Raw genomic sequence first — 19,787 nt, 5'->3', positions numbered from 1 at the left:
CGATCGCTACGTCGACGTCAGGCGCGCGGGTGAGCCGTCCGCCCGGCGGGGGAGGCGGGGATCTCCGCCGCCGGGCGGATCACACGGAGCCGTCCGGTCCGTAGCGTCGTGGTCATGGACAACGACTCCCTCGAGGTCCGGGGCCTGACCCGGACGTTCGGCGACCTCACGGCCGTCGACGACGTCTCGTTCGCCGCCCCCGCCGGGCTGCTCACCGGGTTCGTCGGCGGCAACGGCGCCGGCAAGACGACGACGATGCGGATGATCATGGGCGTCCTGGCGCCCACGGCCGGCGAGGTGCGGTTCGGCGGCGCCCCGGTGACGCGCGCGGACCGCCGCGCGTTCGGGTACATGCCGGAGGAGCGCGGGCTCTACCCGAAGCAGCCGGTGCTCGACCAGCTGGTCTACCTGGCGCGCCTGCGAGGCATCTCGGCGGCCCGGGCGCGCGCCGAGGTGCTGGACATGCTCGACCGGCTCGGCCTGGCCGGCCGTTCCAAGGAGCACGTGGAGAAGCTGTCGCTCGGCAACCAGCAGCGCGTGCAGATCGTCGCCGCGCTGATGGGGACGCCGCGGCTGCTGGTGCTCGACGAGCCGTTCAGCGGCCTCGACCCGGCCGCCGTCGACGGCATGGTCGACCTGCTGGCCGAGCACACCGGCCGCGGCGTGCCGGTGCTGTTCAGCTCGCACCAGCTCGACCTCGTGGAGCGGCTGTGCGAGCGGCTCGTCATCCTCAAGTCCGGGCGGGTCATGGCCGACGGCGCGCCCGCCGACCTGCAGCGGACCGGCGCCCTGCGGCACCGGCTCGTCACGACCGGCGACGCCGGCTGGGTGCGCGGCGTCCCCGGCGTGCTCGCCGTCGACGTCGACGGACCTGTCGCCCTCCTCGAGGTGCTCGACGACGCCGCCCTGCAGCGGCTGCTGGCCACCGGCCTTGAGCGCGGCGGCGTCCGCGAGCTCACCCCCCTGAAGCCCACGCTGGCCCAGATCTACCGCGAGGTGACGGCATGACCACCACGACCCCGACCCGCCCGGACACGACGGCCACCTTCGACCGGACCGGCGAGGAGAGCACCCGCGGCGCGTGGCTCGTCGTGATGAAGCGCGAGATCGTGGTGCACGCCCTCAACAAGACGTTCCTCGTGGGGCTGCTCGTCTCCGTCGTGATCATCGCCGCGCTGGCCGGTTTCATGGCCTGGCAGGGCAGCAAGACGGACAGCTTCACGGTCGCGGTGCCGGCCGGGGACGCCGCCGCGACGGCGGCGGTCGAGTCCGCCGCCGCGATCCCCGAGGAGCAGGGCGGCGGCGCCGAGCTCACCACCCTCGAGGTGCCCGACGACGCGGCCGCGCGGGCCGCGCTCGCCGACGGCGACGCGGACGGCTGGCTGCACCCTGCTGACGGGGACACCGACGGCGGCTGGGTGCTCACCGGCCAGGCGGACCCGGACGGCACGCTGACGCGCCTGCTCACGGCAGGGGTCGCCGCCGAGACGCTCGCGTCGAACGCCGAGGCGGCCGGGACCACCACCGCGGAGCTGACCGCCGGCGGCACCCTCACCACCGACCGGATCGCCGGCGACGCCGTGGACTCGCAGACGTTGTTCTTCGCGTCGTTCGCGCTCGCGCTGCTGTTCTTCATCGGGGCGCTCGGCTCCGGGCAGATGATCGCGGGCAGCGTGGTAGAGGAGAAGCAGTCCCGGCTGGTCGAGATCATGGCCACCGCCGTGCCGCTGCGGCACCTGCTGGTCGGCAAGATCCTCGGCAGCTCGGTCGTGGCGCTGGCGCAGAACGTGGTGTTCGCGGCCGTGGGTCTCGCCGCCCTGTCGTTCACGCCGACGGCGTCGATCCTGCCGTCCCTGTCGACGTCGCTCGTCTGGTTCGTGCTCTTCTTCGCCGTCGGGTTCCTCGGCCTCGCGGCCCTGTACGCCGTCGCGGGTGCGCTCGCGTCGCGCACCGAGGACCTGCAGCACACCACCACCCCGATGACGATGGCGATCATGGGCGTGTACTTCCTGACGTTCTCCGCCAGCGGCACGTTCGAGACGGTCCTGTCCTACGTCCCGGTGGCGAACGTCGTGTCGATGCCGGTGCGGGTGCTGTCGGGGGACACCACGTGGTGGGAGCCGATCGTCTCGCTGCTGATCCTCGCCGCGTTCGCCGCCGTCGCCCTGCTCGTCAGCGAGCGCGCCTACCGCGGTGCGCTGCTGCAGACCGGCGGCCGCCTCGGCTGGAAGGCGGCCCTCGCGGCACGCGCCTGACCCGATCCACCGAACCTGGCACGCCCCGGCACGAGACGAAGGAGACCGAACATGACGACACCGACGACACCGACCGCACCGACGGCGTGGGAGCACAAGGTGCTCACGTACAAGCTCGCGATGCGCGGCTTCGACTACGCCCAGATGGAGCGCGACCTGAACGACCTGGGCCGCGAGGGCTGGGAGGCCGTGGGGACCCTGTCGCCGAGCTACGGCGCCGGCCAGGCCATCGAGGTCGTGGTCGTCGTCAAGCGTCCCGTCGTCTGACGCCGACCGCGGGGTAGGGGAGTCCCCCGAAAACGCTCAGGGTTGTCCCCCGAAGGTCCCGAAAACCCTGGGATCGCGGGGTTCGGGCACCCTAGCGTCAGCCCCATGACCGCCGTCGACGCCGCCCGCCTGCAGTTCGCGCTGCTCGCCGGGACCCACTTCCTCTTCGTCCTCGTGACGTTGGGGCTCGGGCCCGTCGTGGCGATCCTGCAGACGCGGTGGGCGGCCGCCCGCGACGCCGGGCGGGCGGCCACGCTCGAGACCGCCACCCGCTTCTGGGGGCAGCTCTACCTGGTCAACTACGCGCTGGGCATCGCCGCCGGCATCGTCATGGAGCTGCAGCTCGGCCTCCACTTCCCGGGCCTGCTCGACGTCGCCGGCGGCGTGCTCGGCGCCCCGCTGGTGATCGAGACGATGGCGGCGTTCTTCCTGGAGTCCACGTTCCTCGGGCTGTGGGTGTTCGGGTGGCACGTGCTGCCCCGGTGGGCGCACACCGCGGCGTTCTGGGCGGTGGTGGTGACCGGCTACCTGTCGGCGTTCACGGTGATGGTGGCGAACGGCTTCCTGCGCAACCCGGTGGGCGTCGAGCTGGTGGACGGCGTGGCCCGCGTGACCGACGCGGCGGCCCTGGTCACCAACCCGGCGGCGCTCCTGTCGGCGCTGCACGTGGTGGGCGCGTGCCTCATGGCGGGCGCGTTCCTGCTGGTGGGGGTCAGCGCGTGGCACCTGCGCCGGGCGCCGTCGCGGCTGCCCGGCGTGGTCGCGGCCGGGCTGCCGGGGGCGGTGATGTCGCCGGAGAACGACGTGTGGCGGCGGTCGATGCGGATCGGGCTGGTCGCCGGCACCCTCGGGGCGTTCGTCGCGACCTCCTTCGGGTACGCCCAGTTCGCCTACCTGCAGGACCTGCCCGGCGGGGAGCCGCCCGTGGTCGGCATCGCCTACGCCGTGATGCAGGGTGTCGCGGGCCTGGCATTCGTCGTCGGGTGCGTGCTGCTGCTCCTGCTGCCCGGCAACGTGCTGTTCCGCCTGTGGCAGCCGCTGCGCGTCGGCCTCTACGGCACGCTCACCGTGCTGCTGCCGGTGCCGTTCCTCACCGCGCTGCTCGGCTGGGCGGCTCGCGAGATCGGCCGCCAGCCCTGGGCGATCGCGGGCGTGCTGCGCACGGAGGACGCCGTGTCGGGCGCGTCGGCGGCCGCGGTCGTCACGTCCCTCGTCGTCCTCGTCGGCGTGATGGTCGCCCTCGCCGTCGTCGACTGGACCGTCATGGCGCGCCTGGCCCGCCGCGGCACGACGCGACTCGCCCTCGGCGCCCCGCCCGCGGACGTCCTGCGGGACGACGACGCGCCCCCGGCCGGCCCGACCGACCCCGCCGACCGGCGCGAGGTCCTCACCTTCGGAGGTGTCCGATGAACGCGCTCGGCTGGGGCCTGCTGCTCGCCGTCCTGCTCGCCGGCTGGGCGGTGCTCGACGGCGCCGTGCAGGGCGGCGTGCCCCTCGTGCGCGCCCTCGGCGGCCGCGACGACCCGCGCCGCCGCACCGTGCTCGCCACGGTCGCACCGTTCCTCCTGCTGGGGGAGGTGTGGCTGGTCGCGGCGGCGGGCGTGCTGCTCGCCGCGTTCGGGCACGCCGAGGCGACGCTCTGGGCGGCCGGCTACCCGTGCGTCGTGGCGCTGCTCGTGGCGTGGGTGCTGCGCGACGCCGCGCTCTGGCTGCGCAGCCGGCTGCCGTCGCCCCGCTGGCGGCAGGGGTGGGACGGCGTCGGCCAGGTCGCGAGCCTCGCGCTCCCGGCGGCGTTCGGCGCCCTGGCGGGGGTGGCGTGGGTGCGGTTCTCCGTGGTCGCGGGGCAGGCTGACGGGGGGTCCGGTGCGGCGCAGGCGCTCGCGGTCGCCCTGCCGACCGTCACGGCCGGGCTCTGCGTCGCGACGACGCGCGTGCACGGCGCGCTCGTGGTCGCGGCGAGGGCGCCGGAGGCGGTCGCGCGGGAGGCGCGCCGCCGCGTGCGCCGGGCCCTCGTGCCGGCCGCCGCGCTGGCCACCCTGGCGGCGCTCGGTGCGCTGGACGTCGCCGCCCTGGGGACGTCGTCGGCGCTGCTCGCCGCCGCGGCGCTGATCGCGGCGGCCGGCGTGGCGCTCGCCGCACGGTTCGACCTGGACCGTGGTGCGCACCGGACCGGCGCCGTCCGCGCGGCGGGGCCGGTGCTCGCCGTCGTCCCGGTGGTCGCGACCGTCGCCGTCGTGGGTCCGCAGGTGCTGGCGCTCGCCGCGCCCCCGACGGTGCTGCACGGCCTGACGTGGCCCGTGCTGGCGGCGTTCGCCGGCGTCCTCGCGGCGCAGGCGGTGACCTGGCGGGTGCTGGTGCGACCGCTCGGTCCGCGCACCGCCGTCTTCCTCTGACCTGGTCGTGACGCCCGGGCAACACCGCGGAAACGGCGGGCGCGCAGCATGGGCAGGGAGCGGCCGCCGGGCCGCGCGAAGGAGGCCCTCATGGCTGCCACGATGCCCGTCCCGACCCCCGCCCCGTCCCGGATCGTCCTGCCGTCGCCGCACACGGTGACCGCGCCCGGGGCGGCACGCCGCGCCAACCCCGGCGACCGGCTGACGGTCGACCCGGACGACCGGCGTCGGCGCGCCCGCACCGCGCTGCTGGAGCTGGCCGTGGCGCGCTCCGTGGAACGTCGCCGCACGGTCTGACGAGGTCGGGCGGTGGCCTGAGCAGCAGGGCCGCCCACGGGTCGCCGGGGGCGGGGGCCAGGCTTAGGTTCGAGAGGTGGCCCGACGACGGGGCGCCCGCCCGGACGCCTACACGTTCGACCTCGACCCGGACGGCGCGGAGCCGGACGACGGCGAGGACCGCGCGGACGCGCGGGGCCCTGCACGGGCCGACGTACCGCCCGGCACGCCCCTCGTCGTCCCGGCCGTCGAGGCCCCCCGGAGTGCCGGTGCTCGCGGCCCGCTCCTCATCGACCTCGACCCCGACGACGCCGAGGACTACCCCGGCGAGCTCCCGCCGTCGTCGGAGGCGGCGCCCGAGCCGCTCACGTGGCGCCGCGCCCTGGACCGTGCGCGTGGTGCCCTGCAGGGACGCCGGCTGGTGGCCGCGGTGGTGGTCGTCGCGGCGGCGCTGACGGCGGTGGTCGTCGACACGGCGGGCGACCGCGGGCGACTCGCGGCGCTGCGGGCCGCGCCCGGCGGCGTGCTCGACCTGAGCGCCGAGCCGCACGAGGTGTGGCGGGTCGAGGCCGAGGGCAGCGTGCCCGGCGGGCTGATGGCGATGGCCGGCGGGCTGGTGGTCGCGCAGCACCAGGACGCGCTCCTCGGCCTGGACGTCGAGACGGGCGAGCGGCACTGGCGGGTGGGGCTCCCGTCCGGGGCGAGCTCGTGCGGGCCGGGGATGCAGCTGTGGACGGGCGGTGTCCAGGCCGACACGGCGGACCGGGTCGTGTGCGTGACCGCCTCGACCGACGGGACGGCGGACGGGGACCCGGTGCGACGCAGCACGGTGACCGTGGTCGACGCCGACGGCACCGTGCAGGGCACCCGGGAGGTGGCGGGCTCCCCGGAGACGCTCTACCCCGGCGGCGACGGCACGCTCGTCTCCGTGGAGTGGGTGGGCGAGGCGTCGCCCGTGGACCCGCGGGTGGCGGACGACGTCGTCGCCGGCACCGCCGACGCGGGGGCCATCCCGGACGGGTACGACCTGCGGGTCCGCGTCGAGGACGCGGTCACGGGCGAGCGCCGGTGGCAGCAGACGGTCCGGTACGACGGCGGGGTGGACCCGTCGATGTGCGTGCGCTGGTCGGACGACGGCACGACGTCCGGGGTGGACCTGCGCGGGGGCGTCCAGACGATGGTCACCGACCGCGTGCTGTGGCTGGGCGGCTGCGGCATCGACGCGTGGTTCACGCCCGAGGGCGTGCGGCTGGACCGCCCGGGCGACCCGGGGACGTTCGACGGGTTCGCCGTGGAGCCGCTGACCGGCGGGGGCTACGTGGCGCGCACCGACGCCAACGGCCTCCGTGCGGAGGCCGCCACCGCCGACCGCCTCCTGCGTGACGACGGCTCCGAGGTGCGCCAGGTGCGTGGGCGCTACCTCGTCCCGCTGAGCACGGACGGCGGCGGGGACCGGGTGCACCTCGCGCGGCGGGGCGACGTGACCGTGGGGTCGTCCCCCGACGGGTCCGAGCTGTGGCGCACCGAGGTGCGCAGCACCAGCCTCCTGGTGCGGACGGCGCAGGTGGCGGTGGTGGTGGACGAGGGGCGGCGCGTGTACGGCCTGGACCTCGGCACGGGGGACGTGCTGTGGGTGCGCCCCGACCTCGTGGAGGGGCTCGACGCGATGGGCGCCTACGGGCCGCAGTTCGTCGACGCGGCGTTCACGGACGGGCGGCTCGCCGCGTTCGTCGTGCCGGACTACGCCCGGGGCGACGTCGTGCACTGGGTCGCGCTCGACGCCGCCTCGGGCCGTCAGCTGTGGCAGGTCGAGCTCGGCGGCGAGGGCTGGGGGGTCCAGCTCGCCGTCGCCGGTCGCCTGGTGCGCTGGTCACCGACCGAGATCGTCGGCCTCGGCTGACGGGTCGTCGGTGTCGTCGTCCCCGCCGGCGGCGGGGGCGGCGTCGTCCGCGAGCACGAGGTAGACCTCGCGCCGGGCCCTGTCGAGCACCGCGGCCGCGGCCTCGGCCTGCGCCCGCGTGCCGGCGCGCGCGACCTGCTCGACGGCGCCGCCCAGGGCGCGCATCGCGTGGTGCAGCTCGTGGCCCTGGCGTCGCGGGTCCTCCGCGACCTTCTCCCACGGGGTGCCGAGCTCGTCGCGGTGCTCCTCGACGTAGGCGCGGCCGGAGTCGGTGAGCGAGGCGAGACGGCGGCCGCCGTCGTCGGCCACCGTGACGAGGCCCTCGTCCTGGAGCTGGGAGATCGCCGGGTAGACGGCGCCCGGGCTGGGGCGCCAGCGGCCTTCGGTGCGCTCGGCGAGCTCGGTGATCACCTGGTAGCCGTGCATCGGCTGCTCGGCGAGCAGCAGGAGCAGGGCGGCGCGGATCTCACCGCGACCGGCGCGGCGGCCGCCGCCCCGGTGGCCGCGGGGGCCGAAGCCCGGGCCCGGGCGGAAGCCCGGACCGAAGCCGGGGCCGAAGCCCTCGGGGCCGGGGAAGTCGCCGCGCCGGCGACGGTCGCCGCGCGGGCCGGGCTGACGGTCGAAGGGGTGCCGGTCGAAGGACCGGGGGTCGAAGATGCGGGGGTCGAAAGAGGGGTCTCGAGGGGTTCGCATGTGGGGTGTCCTCACGTGTCGGGAAGTGTGTGGTGGGTGTCCCGGGGGAGGTGCGTCTCGACCCCGGCGACGTATCTACGATAGGACGCGATATATCGTTACGCAAGACTCTCTCGACTGTGACCTGGATCACTCCGGTGTCGGTGGGGTGCCGGGCCCAGGAGAACTCGCGAAGGTGCGCCTACGTTGTTCGGCATGGAGGTGCTACTCGTCGCGGTGCTCGCGGCGGTCGTCGTCATCGCCGTCACCGCGCTGGCACCCCGGGCCGGGGTCGCCGCACCGCTGGTCCTGGTGCTGATCGGCGTCGCCGTGAGCTTCGTGCCGGCCGTCAAGGCCATCGAGATCAACCCCGAGGTCATCCTCGTCGGGGTGCTGCCCGCCCTGCTGTACGCGTCCGCGGCGTCGTTCCCGTCGATGGACTTCCGCCGCGACTTCACGGCGATCGGCGGGATGGCGGTGCTGCTCGTGGTCATCACCGCGGTGCTGCTCGGGTTCGTCTTCTCGTGGGTGATCCCCGGCATCGACCTCGCCGCCGGCATCGCGCTCGGCGCCATCGTCAGCCCCACGGACGCCGTCGCGACGTCGATCATCAAGAAGCTCGGGGCGCCGCAGCGCGTCGTCGTCATGCTCGAGGGGGAGGGGCTGCTCAACGACGCGACGTCGCTGGTGCTGCTGCGCTCGGCGATCGCCGCGACCGCGGCCAGCGTCAGCCTCTGGGGCGTGGTCGGCAGCTTCTTCAAGGCCGTGCTGCTCGCCGTCCTCATCGGCGTCGTCGTCGGGCGCCTGGGGCTGTGGGTCCGCGAGCACCTCCGGCATCCGGCGCTGTCCACCGCGGTCTCGTTCGTCGTGCCGTTCGTGGCCTACCTGCCCACCGAGGAGCTCGACGCGTCGGGCATCGTGGCCGCGGTCGCCGCGGGCCTCGTGACCAGCACGCTCTCCGCCCGCCACCTCAGCCCGCAGGACCGGGTGGCCGAGCGGATGAACTGGCGCACCATCGAGACGCTGCTCGAGGGCGGGCTGTTCCTGGCCATGGGCCTGGAGGTGTTCGGGCTCGTGCAGGACGTCCGCCATGCGCACGGGTCGCTGTGGGTGGCGGTCGGCGTGGCGGCGCTCGCGGCCGTCGTCGTCGTCGCGCTGCGGGCCCTCTTCGTGCTGCCGCTGCTGCGCTACCTCGCCGCCCGTCGGCGCCGTGCCGAGCAGGTGCGCGAGACGCTCGACCGGATGGAGCAGCGGGTCTCCGCGAAGCTCGACGAGCTCGCCGACCCGCAGGGGATCATCACCCCGGACGCGGCGAAGACCCTGTCGGCCATGTGGACCGAGGGCGACCGGCGGGTGTGGGAGGCCGGCAACCCGCGCCGCCAGGTGCGGCGGGTGCAGCGCCGCGTGCAGCTCGAGGCCGACAAGCGGCGGGCCGCGGCCGCCGGCGGGCTGTCCGACGACCAGAAGGAGCGGATCCGGCAGCGTCGGACGGACCGGATCGCGGAGTTCCGCCGCCGGTTCACGCGGCGGATCGCCGACGTGGACTACCTGCTCGCGGCCCCGCTCGGGCCGAAGGAGGGCGTCGTCATCGTGTGGGCCGGCATGCGCGGCGTCGTGACGCTCGCGGCGGCGCAGACGCTGCCGCACGACTTCCCGCAGCGGTCCCTGCTGGTGCTCATCGCGTTCGGCGTCGCGGCGGGGACCCTGCTGGTGCAGGGCGGCACTCTGCCGTGGGTGGTGCGCCGGCTGGGGCTCGCGGGCGTCACGTCGTCCCGGTTCGTGGAGGGCACCGAGGGGCTGCGCGAGATCGTCGACGGCACGGCGCGCGACGTGCTCGACGACCCGGACCTGCGCCGCAAGGACGGCACCCCCTACGCGCCGTACGTCGTGGAGCGCGTGCGCACCGTCGTCGTGCGGGAGCAGGCCGACCAGGACGAGGAGGAAGCCACGCCCGAGGAACTGTCGGACCAGTTCTTCGAGCTGCGCCTCGCGACCATCGCCGCGCAGCGCAAGGCCCTGCTCGAGGCCCGAGCCCTGGGGACGTTCGACTCGGACCTGCTGAGCAGGGCCCTGGACCAGCTCGACGCCGACCAGATCGCCGTCGAGATGCGCGGGCACCTCGACGGCGAGTGACCGGTCAGGAGGACGAGATCTCGCTGCGCGCCGTGCGCCACAGGCCGCCGACCAGGGGCGCGACGACCCAGATGAGCGTCGAGGTGGCGAGGTGCGCCCAGCCGGCGCCGTCCGGCCAGGTGAGGCCGGTCAGCGGCATCGCCGCGGTGGTCAGGTCGACCCACGGCAGCACGTCCACCATCCCGGGGACGAGCCCGCCGAGCAGGTTGAAGAGCGTGGGCGCGAGGAACAGGGTCACGATCGCGCCCGGGGTGCTGCGCAGCAGCAGCCCGAACCCGACGCCCTGCGCCATGTAGAGCACCGTGGTGATCGCGAGGCCGCCCACCAGCGCCCCCGTGGCGTCCCAGGCGGGGGTCGCGTCGCGGAACGCCACCACCAGGACGTGGGCGAGGGCGGCGAGGCCCACGGTCACCACGAGCAGCGCGACGCCGGAGCCGATCGCGCCGACCACCTTGGCCAGCCCGACACGCGTGCGGCGCGGCTCGAGCGTGAACGTCACCAGGGCGGTCCGCTGGGACCACTCGGACGTCGCGGCGAGCACGCCGACGATGGGCAGCAGCATCGCCATCGGCATCGTCGTGCCGACGACGAACGCGCTGAACGAGTGGTCGCCACCGCCCACGGCCATCATCACGGCGAGCACGCCGGCGGTGACGATCGCGATGACGGCGACGATCCAGCGGCCCGCGCGGGTGTCGAGCTGCTTGCGCCACTCGACCAGGGTGAGGGTCGCGAAGGACACCGGGCTCAGGGTGCCGCCCGTGCGGGTCGCGCCGGCGGCGCGGGTCGGGGTCGCGGTGGTCATGCCGACACCTCCATCCGGGTCTGCTCGCGGGCGTCGTCGGCGGTGAGCTCGAGGAAGAGGTCCTCGAGGCCGCGGGAGTCGGCGGCGCGCAGCTCGGCGAGCACGACGCCCGCCGCGGCGGCCGCCCGGCCGACGTCGACCGGCTCGGCCTCGACGGACAGGCCGCCCGTGCTGAGCTCCTCCACGCCGGCCCCGCCCTGCCGCAGAGCGAGGGCGAGCGCGGCGTCGTCGGTGGAGCGCACGAACGTGCCCGCCTGGCGCAGCAGGTCGTCCTTGTGCCCCTCGGCGACCACACGGCCACGGCCGATGACGACGATCCGGTCCGCCACGGCCTCCATCTCGCGCAGCAGGTGGGAGGACAGCAGCACGGTGCCGCCGCGGCGGGCGAAGCCGTCCAGCAGGTCGCGCATCCAGCGGATGCCCGCGGGGTCGAGGCCGTTCGCCGGCTCGTCGAGGATCAGCACCTCCGGGTCGCCGAGCAGCGCGGACGCGAGGCCGAGCCGCTGCCGCATGCCGAGGGAGTACTGGCCCACGCGGCGGGCCGCCTCCCGCTCGGTGAGGCCCACCAGGTCGAGCGTGGTGTCGATGCGCCGGCGGTCGACGCCCGTCATGAGCGCGGCGAGGGTGAGGACCTCGCGGCCGGTGCGGCCGGAGTGCTGGGCGGCGGCGTCGAGCAGCACGCCCACGCGCCGGCCGGGGTTGGCGAGCGCGGTGAACGGCAGGCCGAGCACGCGGGCCGAGCCCGACGTGGCGGGGGTGAGGCCGCAGATCATGCGCATCGTCGTGGACTTGCCGGCGCCGTTGGGGCCGAGGAAGCCGGTCACGTGACCGGGCTCGACGGTGAACGACACGTCGTCCACGGCCACGGCCGGCCCGTATCTCTTGGTCAGGTGCTCCACGGTGATCATGCGTCCACCCTGCCCGGGCGCGGGCGCCCGCCGCGTCCGGCGAGGGGATGGTTCGTGTCCTCCTTCCGGAGGATGCGCCGTGTCCGCCCGGCGGATGCCCGCGGCGGTGTCGCTGCCTAGGCTCGACGTCGTGCCCACTGCCCCCGCCCGACCGTCCCGTGCCCGCCGCGTCTGGGGCGAGACGTGGCGGATCCTGGCCGCGCTGGGGATCGGTTTCGTCGGCATCGCGTTCATCGCCTGGGAGACCGACACCGGGCAGCGGACCGTCACGGACGCCCAGGCGGCGCTGGACCTGCTGGTCGGCGTCCTGGGCCTGCCCCTGCTGCTGCTGCGTCGCCGTGCGCCGCTGACGGTGGCGCTGCTGCTGGGCGCGGCATCGACGGTGTCGATCCTCGTCTCGGGCGCCCAGATGGTCGCGCTGGTCTCCCTGTCCACGCACCGCCGGTGGTGGAAGATCAGCCTCGCGCTCGTCGTCGGGGTGGCCGCGGCCGGGGTGTACGAGCGGCTGCACCCCCTGGTCGACCCCGGGGCCTCGGACTGGCTGGTGAACCTGATCGCCAGCACGTTCGGTTTCGCGCTGCTGGTCTGGATCGGCGCGTACATCGGCCTGCGCCGGGAGCACCTCGTGTCGCTGCAGGAGCGGGCGGAGACGGCGGAGCGGGAGCAGGCGAGCCGGGTCGCGCAGGCGCAGACGGCGGAGCGGACGCGGATCGCCCGGGAGATGCACGACGTGCTCGCGCACCGCATCTCGCTCGTCGCGATGCACGCCGGTGCGCTGGCGTACCGCACGGACCTGCCGCCGGACAAGGTCGCGGAGACGGCCGGCGTCGTGCGGGACAACGCGCACGCCGCGCTCACCGAGCTGCGGGAGGTGCTGGGCGTGCTGCGCGACCCGCTCGCCGGGGACGCGCCGCCGGAGCCCCCGCAGCCGTCGCTGGCCGACCTGGCCGACCTGTTCGCGGAGGCCCGGGCGAACGGCGCGGACGTCCGGGTCGAGGGGCCGGTGGACGACCTGGGCGCGCGGGCCGCGGGGCTCGGCGAGGCGGTCAGCCGGCACGCGTACCGGATCGTGCAGGAGGGGTTGACCAACGCGCGCAAGCACGCCCCGTGGGCGCCGGTGGCCGTGTCGGTCGTGGGTGCGCCGGGCGAGGGCCTGACGATCGTCGTGCGCAACCCGGTGCGCAGCGTCGGGCCGCTGCCCGAGGCGCCCGCGCCGCCGCCGTCGGGCCTCGGCCTGGTCGGGCTCACGGAGCGCGTGGAGCTCGTCGGCGGCCGCCTGTCGTACGGCACGACGGCGGACCCGGCGGCCCGCGACGGGCGCGGCGCGGCGTTCGTGCTGGAGGCATGGCTACCGTGGGCGGCATGACAGGGGACGGCGTGAGCCGGCGGACGCGCGTGGTGCTGGTCGACGACGACGCGCTGGTGCGCTCGGGGCTGACGCTCATCCTGGGCGGGGACGCGGACCTGGAGGTCGTCGCGACGGCGTCGGACGGGCTCGAGGCGCTCGACGTCGTGGCGCGCGAGCGGCCCGACGTCGTCCTCATGGACATCCGCATGCCCCGCCTGGACGGCATCGAGGCGACGCGCCGGCTCCGGTCGGTGCCCGACGCGCGCGTCATCGTGCTCACGACGTTCGACGCGGACGACATGATCGTCGAGGCCCTCCGCGCCGGCGCCGCCGGGTTCCTGCTCAAGGACACCCCGCCCGACCGCCTGGTCGCGGCCGTCCGCGCGGCCGCGGCGGGCGAGCCGACCCTGTCGCCGCGGGTCGCCGAGCAGCTCATCGCCCGGGTCACGGACCGCTCCGCGCCGGACGGCCGCCGCGCTGCAGCCGAGCGCCTGGAGACCCTGACGGAGCGGGAGCGCGACGTCGCGCTCGCCCTCGCGCGCGGGCTGTCCAACGCCGAGGTGGCCGGGGAGCTGTACATGAGCGTCCCGACCGTGAAGACCCACGTGTCGCGCATCCTCACCAAGCTGGACGCCGCCAACCGCGTGCAGGCCGCCATCGTCGTGCACGACGCGGGGCTCGCCGGCGGCTGACGGACCGTCAGTCGGCCAGGCGCTCCCGCAGCCACGCGATGTCCGGCCCCATGTCGCCGTGCGTCTCGCACACGACCGGGGCGCCGGCGGCCGCGACCACGCCGACCAGCAGCTCGGGCGGGATGTTCCCGTCGCCGAAGTGCGCGTGCCGGTCGGCGCCGGAGCCCGCCGTGTCGCGCGAGTCGTTGGCGTGCACGAGGTCGATGCGGCCGGTGATGGCGCGGAGGTCGTCGACCGCCGTCGCGAGGTCGATGCCGCCCGCCCACGCGTGGCACGTGTCGAGGGTGAAGCCCACGTTCTCCGCGCCGTTCGCGCGCATCACCGCCGCCCAGAGCTGCTCCAGCCGGTCGAGCCGCCGGGCCATCGAGAAGTCGCCGCCCGCGGTGTTCTCGATGAGCACCGGCACGTCGGTCTCGAGCGCGTCGATCGCCTTGCGCCAGTTGTCGAAGCCGACCTCCGGGTCGTCCTTCGCGGTGACGTGCCCGCCGTGCACGACGACGCCCTTCGCCCCGATCGACCCGGCCCCCGTCATGATCTGCTGCAGCAGCTTGCGGCTGGGGATCCGGATGCGGTTGTTGGTGGACGCCACGTTGATGACGTACGGCGCATGCACGTAGACGTCGAGCCCGGCCGTCGCGGTCTCCTCGCGGAACGCCTCCGCGCCGCCGGGGTAGTCGAGCGGCGGCACCTTCCACGCCTGCGGGTCGGACAGGAACACCTGGACGACCTCGGCCCCGATGTCCTTCGCCTCCGCCACCGCGTCCTGCAGCCCGACGTGCGCACCGATCTTCACGCTCATGCGCACCACCCTACGGACACCCGGCGACACCGTCGTAGGCTGGCCCACCATGAGCACCACGCCGCCGCTCGCGTACGTCATCGCCGGGTCCGAGGCCACGGGAGGGGCCGGGATCCAGGCCGACCTCAAGACCTTCCAGCAGCTCGGCACCTACGGGGTGGGGACGCTGACCTGCATCGTCTCGTTCGACCCCAAGCACGACTGGGGGCACCGGTTCGTGCCCGTCGAGCCGCAGGTCATCGCGGACCAGTTCGAGGCCGCGACGTCGACCCACGCGCTGGACGTCGTGAAGGTCGGCATGCTCGGCACCCCGGCCACGATCGACGTCGTCGCCCGCTCGCTGGAGACGCAGCCGTGGCGGCACGTCGTCCTCGACCCGGTGCTGATCTGCAAGGGCCAGGAGCCCGGCGCCGCCCTCGACACGGACACGGCGCTGCGCGAGCGCGTGCTGCCGCTGGCCACCGTCGTGACCCCCAACCTGTTCGAGGCCAAGACGCTCGCGGGCATGGACGACATCGCGTCGGTCGAGGAGCTGACCGAGGCCGCGCGCCGCATCCACGCCCGGCTGGGCGACGGCCACGGGCGCCGGTACGTGGTCGCGAAGGGCGGCGTCGAGCTGCCCGGCCCGGACGCCGTCGACGTGCTGTTCGACGGCGACGAGGTCACCGTCTACGCGACCCCCAAGGTGGGCGAGGAGCGCGTCTCCGGCGCGGGCTGCACGTTCGCCGCGGCCATCACGGCGGAGCTCGCCAAGGGGGCCGACGTGCCCGAGGCGGTCCGCGTCGCGAAGAACATGGTGACCCAGGGGATCCAGGCGCGCGTCGAGGCCCGCACCCCGTTCGACACCGTGTGGCAGGGCGCGTACGCCGGCTGACCGCCGGCCGGAGGAAGGGGGCCGCCGTGACCGTCGACGAGGACGCGCGCACGGGCGGGCACGCGGGCGGGCACCGCACGCACGAGGTGACCAACCAGCCACCCGAGCGGGTGGACGTCAACGAGTACCTCGACTTCCCGGTGCTGCGCGACGCCGTGCACGCCTTCGGCGGCGGCTGGGGCGAGGAGCGGCTCGTCGTGGCAGGTGCGCACGTCGGGAGCGCGGCGTTCCAGCGGGCCGCGGAGCTCGCGAACACCCACGAGCCCGTGCTGCGCACCCACGACCGGCGCGGCCGGAGGATCGACGAGGTCGAGTACCACCCCGCCTACCACGAGGTGATCTCGGCCGCCGTCGCCCGCGGCGCGCACACCGGCGCGTGGGCCGATCCGCGGCCGGGGGCGAACGTCGTCCGCGGGGCCCTGTTCTCCCTGTTCGGGCAGGTGGAGCCGGGCCACGCCTGCCCGGTGTCGATGACGCACGCCGCCGTCGCCAGCCTGCGGCAGGCGCCCGACCTGGCGGCGGTCTGGGAGCCGCGCCTGCTCGCCACCGGGTACGACGGCGCCCTCGCCGCGCCCGGCGCCAAGCCCGGCGCGCTCGTCGGCATGGCGATGACGGAGAAGCAGGGCGGCAGCGACGTGCGGGCGGGCACGACCCGCGCGGTGCCGGCCGGCGACGGGACGCACGCGCTCACCGGCCACAAGTGGTTCTGCTCCGCGCCGATGTCCGACGCGTTCCTCGTGCTCGCCCAGGCGCCGGACGGGCTGTCCTGCTTCCTCGTGCCGCGGGTCCTCGAGGACGGCACCCGCAACGAGCTCCGTCTCCTGCGGCTCAAGGACAAGCTGGGCAACCGGTCGAACGCGTCGGCCGAGATCGAGCTGGACGGCACGGTCGGGCACCGGGTGGGGGAGCCCGGGCGCGGTGTGCGCACCATCATCGAGATGGTGCAGCGCACCCGCCTCGACTGCGTGCACGGCAGCGCCGCCGGCATGCGCCAGGGCGTCGCGGAGGCGCTGTGGCACGCGCGGCACCGCACGGCGTTCGGCGCGCGGCTCGTCGACCAGCCCGCGATGACGGCGGTGCTCGCCGACCTCGCGCTGGAGTCCGAGGCTGCGACGCTCACCTCGATGCGCCTCGCGGCGGCGCACGACGTCGGGCCCGACGGCGACGACGGCGAGCAGGCGTTCCGCCGCCTGGCCACCGCCGTCGCGAAGTACTGGGTGTGCAAGCGCGGCCCGCAGCACGCCTACGAGGCGATGGAGTGCCTCGGCGGCAACGGGTACACCGAGGCGTTCCCGCTGGCGCGGCGCTACCGCGAGCAGCCGGTGATGGCGATCTGGGAGGGCTCCGGCAACGTCGTCGCGCTCGACGTGCTCCGTGCCATCGCCCGCGAGCCGGAGTCCCTGGCCGCGGTCGACGCCGAGCTCGCCCTCGCGGACGGTGCCCACCCCGACCTCGACGCCCACCTCGCCGCCACCCGCGCGCTGCTCGCCGACCTCGCCGCCGCGGACCCCGCCGAGCAGCAGGCCTCCGCGCGTCGCGTCGTCGAGGCGCTGGCCGTCGGCCTGCAGGCGTCGCTCATGGTGCGGCACGCGCCGACGCCCTCGGCCGACGCGTTCGTCGCCGCCCGCCTCGGCGCCGGGCGAGGCCACGGCTACGGAGTCCTGCCGCGCGGCACCGGCACCGCAGCGATCCTGCGGCGGCACACTGCGCCGTGACCCCGCGCCGTGACCCCGCGCCGTGACCACGAGCGGCGAGGGCCCGCGTCAGTAGCCCCCGCCACCGCCCGAGCCGGGCATCGTGGTGATCTCGGAGCCGTCGGGCGCCACCACCCACCAGATGTCCTGGAGGCCCTGGCCGGCGACGTCGCCCGGCGCCGCGTCCCCCGCGTACAGGTAGACGGGGCGGCCGTCGAGCGTCACCTGGGGCTCCCCGTCGTTGCCGGTGATCGTGCCGACCTCGGCCGTCACGCCCTGCACCTCCGGCGTCCCGCTGCCGGCGTGCACCGGCGGCCACGCGGCCAGGCACTCGCCCGTGCAGGCGCTCGTGCCGGAGCCCGGCTCGTCCGGGGTGTAATAGTAGACGGTCATGCCCTGGCCGTCGACGACGATCGTGCCCAGGTCGCTGTCGGCGGTGGCCAGCGGGCCGGCGCTCCCCGACCCGTCGCCGGAGGACGAGCCCGTCGCGCTGCCCGTCGTGGTGTCGGTCGGGGTGCTCGCCCCGCCCCCGTAGCCGCCGCCTCCGGAGCCGCACGCGGCCAGGGTGGTGGCGAGCGCCGCCGCCGCGGCGAGGGCGGCCAGTCGTGACCTCGTGGTGCGCATGATGACTCCTCCGGCTCGGACGCTCCGCTCGGGTGCTGCTACGAGGGACGACGAGACCGCGGTGCCGGCGGTTCACCGGGCACGCACGGGAGCTGCTGAACCTTTCCGGGGCCTGCCTCGTCGTGCGGGGTGGAGCCGCGCGGGCGGGCGCGGCCCGGGGCGGGAGGAGCAGTCGTGCGGACACGGACGAAGGTGCTGGTGGGGGCGGGAGCCGGGCTGGTCCTGCTCGGCGGCGCCGCCGTCCTCGTCGGGCCCGGCCTGTACGCCGACCACGCCAACCGCGCCGCGGCGGAGGTCCCGACGCTCTCCACGTCGGGGGCTCCGCTCGCCGACCCGGCCGGCCTCGACGGCACCTGGACCGTGGCGCCCGGGTCGGAGGCCGGCTACCGCGTGCACGAGGTGCTGCGGGGCGAGGACGTGACCGTCACCGGGCGGACCGACCAGGTGACCGGCACCGTGTCCGTCGCGGGCGGCGCGCTGACGTCGGGCGAGGTGACGGTCGACGTCGCGAGCATCCACACCGACGAACCGCCGCGGGACGCGTACTTCCGTGGCAGCGTGATGGAGGTGGGGACGTTCCCGACCGCGGCGTTCACGGTCACCGGGCCGGTGCCGCTCGCCGCCGGCGCCACCGAGGTGGACCTGCCGGGCAAGCTGACCGTGCACGGCGTGACGCGCGACGTCGTGGCAGCGGCCCAGGTCGCGGCCGTCGGGGACGGCGTCCAGGTCGTCGCCGAGGTGCCGGTGACGTTCGCCGACTTCGACGTCGCGGCGCCGTCGCTCGGCTTCGTCCGCGTCGACCACGAGGGCGCCGTCGAGATCTCGCTGGTGCTGGAGCGGTCGTGACGCCGCGGTCCCGCGCCGACGAGCGGCTCCTCGAGGCCATCCACGCCGCGCACGCCCCGGACCTGCAGCGCTTCGTCGCGCGGCTGGTGCCCGACGACACCGACGCGCAGGACGTGGTGCAGGAGTCCTTGCTGCGCCTGTGGCGCCACCCCGAGGTGCTGGAGCGTCCGGAGGAGTCCGTGCGCGCCTGGTTGTTCACGGTGGCGCGCCACCTCGTCGTCGACCAGCTCCGCAGCGCGCGGCACGCCCGCGAGCGCGCCACCGAGCGCCTGCCCGAGCGGCCCGAACCCGACCGCACCCAGGCCGTCCTGGACGCCTGGCTGGTCGCCGACGCGCTCGCGGACCTGTCGGCCGAGCACCGCGCCGTCGTCGTGGGCGCCTACTACCGCGGGCGGTCGGTCGCCGAGCTGGCCGACGAGCTCGACGTCCCGGCCGGGACCGTGAAGTCCCGCATGCACTACGCCCTGCGCGCCCTGCGGCTCGCCCTGCAGGAGAAGGGAGTGACCCCATGAACGCGCCGACCGCGCCGACCGACCCGTACCGCGAGCCGACCGACCCGTACCGCGAGTGGGACGCCGCGTACGTCCTGGGCGCGTTGAGCCCGGCCGACCGGCGCGACTACGAGGGGCACCTGGCCGGTTGCGACGCCTGCCGGGCGGCCGTCGCGGAGCTGGCCGGCCTGCCCGGGCTGCTCGCCTCCGTGCCCGCGGAGCACGCCCTCGCGACCGTCCCGCAGGGCGCCGTCGCGGACGGATCCGGTGGCGACGGGGATGGTGACGGCGGGGTCCTGGCGGGCGTCGTGCCCCTCGCGGCCCTGGCCGGGGCGGCCCGGCGGGCGCGACGCCGCCGGCGGTCACTGGTCGCGGTGGCCGCGTCGGCGCTGCTGGTGGGCGGGGTCGGCGCGGGGCTGGCGCTCGGTGGCGCGGGGGAGGGGCCGGGCCCTGACCCCTCGCCGTCGGCGCCCGTCGCGCAGGCCACGGTGGTGGACCTGGAGCCGGTGGGCGCGGCCGACGTGCGGGCCTCGCTCAGCGCGACCGCCCGGCCGTGGGGCACCAGCCTGGAGTGGAGCTGCACGTACCCGCCGCGCTCCGGGGCCTACGACCCCGCGGACGCGCCGGCCTACAAGCTCGTCCTGGTGGACGACGACGGCGGGCGCACCGTCGCGGCGACGTGGACCGGGTCGGGGGCGGCCTCCACCGGCCTGGGCGCGGCGTCGTCGGTGCCGCTGGACCGCATCGCCCGCGTCGAGATCGCGCACGCCGGCGGCGAGACGCTGGCCGCCGCCGCGCTCTGAGGGGCGT

Annotated in this window: 20 protein-coding genes; 15 read left to right on the top strand and 5 right to left on the bottom strand. The window is 75.7% G+C overall.

The window, feature by feature from the left end; translation table 11 throughout:
* Positions 1-114: 114 nt before the first annotated feature.
* The 7 genes from ACH436_RS13230 to ACH436_RS13200 all read left to right on the top strand — a co-directional run bounded on the left by ACH436_RS13230 (position 115) and on the right by ACH436_RS13200 (position 7,091).
* Positions 115-1,008 carry an ABC transporter ATP-binding protein gene (locus ACH436_RS13230; protein ID WP_430560654.1) on the top strand — a complete coding sequence of 298 codons (894 nt, stop codon included), beginning with the start codon at positions 115-117 and terminating at the stop codon, positions 1,006-1,008.
* Positions 1,005-2,255: an ABC transporter permease gene (locus ACH436_RS13225; RefSeq protein ID WP_430560653.1), complete on the top strand. Its 1,251-nt coding sequence runs from the start codon at positions 1,005-1,007 to the stop codon at positions 2,253-2,255. The genes ACH436_RS13230 and ACH436_RS13225 overlap by 4 nt, the downstream gene beginning before the upstream one ends.
* Positions 2,256-2,306: 51 nt before the next feature.
* Positions 2,307-2,522, top strand: coding sequence for a DUF4177 domain-containing protein (locus ACH436_RS13220; RefSeq protein WP_430560652.1), 216 nt, complete (start codon positions 2,307-2,309; stop codon positions 2,520-2,522).
* A 105-nt stretch (positions 2,523-2,627) separates the two neighbouring features.
* Positions 2,628-3,932, top strand: coding sequence for a cytochrome ubiquinol oxidase subunit I (locus ACH436_RS13215; RefSeq protein ID WP_430560651.1), 1,305 nt, complete (start codon positions 2,628-2,630; stop codon positions 3,930-3,932).
* Entirely contained in the window at positions 3,929-4,915 is a 987-nt protein-coding gene (locus ACH436_RS13210; RefSeq protein ID WP_430560650.1) for a cytochrome d ubiquinol oxidase subunit II, read from the top strand. Before ACH436_RS13215 ends, ACH436_RS13210 begins: the two co-directional genes overlap by 4 nt.
* A gap of 90 nt (positions 4,916-5,005) precedes the next feature.
* The gene (locus tag ACH436_RS13205; protein WP_430560649.1) at positions 5,006-5,212 is read left to right on the top strand and encodes a hypothetical protein; all 207 of its coding nucleotides are present in this window, start codon (positions 5,006-5,008) and stop codon (positions 5,210-5,212) included.
* 76 nt (positions 5,213-5,288) lie between these two features.
* The gene (locus tag ACH436_RS13200) at positions 5,289-7,091 is read left to right on the top strand and encodes a PQQ-binding-like beta-propeller repeat protein (protein ID WP_430560648.1); all 1,803 of its coding nucleotides are present in this window, start codon (positions 5,289-5,291) and stop codon (positions 7,089-7,091) included.
* Here the strand turns inward: ACH436_RS13200 and ACH436_RS13195 are convergent.
* Entirely contained in the window at positions 7,062-7,784 is a 723-nt protein-coding gene (locus ACH436_RS13195) for a PadR family transcriptional regulator (protein WP_430560647.1), read from the bottom strand. The two genes, ACH436_RS13200 and ACH436_RS13195, sit on opposite strands and share 30 nt — an antisense overlap.
* 195 nt (positions 7,785-7,979) lie before the next feature.
* Between ACH436_RS13195 and ACH436_RS13190 the strand changes: the two genes are divergently transcribed.
* Complete coding sequence (locus tag ACH436_RS13190; protein WP_430560646.1) at positions 7,980-9,896, top strand: cation:proton antiporter; 1,917 nt, start codon at positions 7,980-7,982, stop codon at positions 9,894-9,896.
* Between the two features lie 4 nt (positions 9,897-9,900).
* Here ACH436_RS13190 and ACH436_RS13185 read toward each other — a convergent pair whose 3' ends face one another.
* Both ACH436_RS13185 and ACH436_RS13180 read right to left on the bottom strand, forming a co-directional pair.
* Entirely contained in the window at positions 9,901-10,701 is an 801-nt protein-coding gene (locus ACH436_RS13185; RefSeq protein ID WP_430560645.1) for an ABC transporter permease, read from the bottom strand.
* Positions 10,698-11,609: an ABC transporter ATP-binding protein gene (locus tag ACH436_RS13180; protein ID WP_430560644.1), complete on the bottom strand. Its 912-nt coding sequence runs from the start codon at positions 11,607-11,609 to the stop codon at positions 10,698-10,700. Before ACH436_RS13180 ends, ACH436_RS13185 begins: the two co-directional genes overlap by 4 nt.
* Before the next feature lie 130 nt (positions 11,610-11,739).
* On the opposite strand from ACH436_RS13180, the gene ACH436_RS13175 reads away from it, so the two are divergent.
* Positions 11,740-12,975: a sensor histidine kinase gene (locus ACH436_RS13175; RefSeq protein WP_430560643.1), complete on the top strand. Its 1,236-nt coding sequence runs from the start codon at positions 11,740-11,742 to the stop codon at positions 12,973-12,975.
* On the top strand, positions 12,972-13,649 hold the full coding sequence (locus ACH436_RS13170) for a response regulator (protein WP_430560642.1): 678 nt from the start codon (positions 12,972-12,974) through the stop codon (positions 13,647-13,649). The genes ACH436_RS13175 and ACH436_RS13170 overlap by 4 nt, the downstream gene beginning before the upstream one ends.
* 7 nt (positions 13,650-13,656) lie before the next feature.
* Here the strand turns inward: ACH436_RS13170 and ACH436_RS13165 are convergent, their stop codons facing one another.
* Entirely contained in the window at positions 13,657-14,448 is a 792-nt protein-coding gene (locus ACH436_RS13165; protein WP_430560641.1) for a deoxyribonuclease IV, read from the bottom strand.
* A 49-nt stretch (positions 14,449-14,497) separates the two neighbouring features.
* Between ACH436_RS13165 and ACH436_RS13160 the strand changes: the two genes are divergently transcribed.
* Together ACH436_RS13160 and ACH436_RS13155 are read left to right on the top strand one after the other, a co-directional pair.
* Complete coding sequence (locus ACH436_RS13160; RefSeq protein ID WP_430560640.1) at positions 14,498-15,322, top strand: hydroxymethylpyrimidine/phosphomethylpyrimidine kinase; 825 nt, start codon at positions 14,498-14,500, stop codon at positions 15,320-15,322.
* Between the two features lie 26 nt (positions 15,323-15,348).
* Positions 15,349-17,037, top strand: coding sequence for an acyl-CoA dehydrogenase family protein (locus ACH436_RS13155; protein ID WP_430560639.1), 1,689 nt, complete (start codon positions 15,349-15,351; stop codon positions 17,035-17,037).
* 48 nt (positions 17,038-17,085) lie between these two features.
* On the opposite strand, the gene ACH436_RS13150 is transcribed toward ACH436_RS13155, so the two are convergent.
* Entirely contained in the window at positions 17,086-17,640 is a 555-nt protein-coding gene (locus ACH436_RS13150; RefSeq protein ID WP_430560638.1) for a hypothetical protein, read from the bottom strand.
* A 174-nt stretch (positions 17,641-17,814) separates the two neighbouring features.
* On the opposite strand from ACH436_RS13150, the gene ACH436_RS13145 reads away from it, so the two are divergent.
* Genes ACH436_RS13145 through ACH436_RS13135 form a run of 3 tightly spaced genes read left to right on the top strand, consistent with a single transcriptional unit; the run spans position 17,815 to position 19,780 of the window.
* Positions 17,815-18,486 carry a YceI family protein gene (locus ACH436_RS13145; RefSeq protein WP_430560637.1) on the top strand — a complete coding sequence of 224 codons (672 nt, stop codon included), beginning with the start codon at positions 17,815-17,817 and terminating at the stop codon, positions 18,484-18,486.
* Positions 18,483-18,998, top strand: coding sequence for a sigma-70 family RNA polymerase sigma factor (locus ACH436_RS13140; protein ID WP_430560636.1), 516 nt, complete (start codon positions 18,483-18,485; stop codon positions 18,996-18,998). The genes ACH436_RS13145 and ACH436_RS13140 overlap by 4 nt, the downstream gene beginning before the upstream one ends.
* Positions 18,995-19,780: an anti-sigma factor family protein gene (locus ACH436_RS13135; RefSeq protein ID WP_430560635.1), complete on the top strand. Its 786-nt coding sequence runs from the start codon at positions 18,995-18,997 to the stop codon at positions 19,778-19,780. The genes ACH436_RS13140 and ACH436_RS13135 overlap by 4 nt, the downstream gene beginning before the upstream one ends.
* The last annotated feature ends 7 nt before the right edge of the window (positions 19,781-19,787 follow it).

Origin of the sequence: Isoptericola sp. NPDC019693, from assembly GCF_044389085.1 — a bacterium.
GTDB lineage: Bacteria > Actinomycetota > Actinomycetes > Actinomycetales > Cellulomonadaceae > Isoptericola.
The sequence above is the reverse complement of the archived record's forward strand: the minus strand, read 5'-3'. Positions and strand labels throughout refer to the sequence as shown.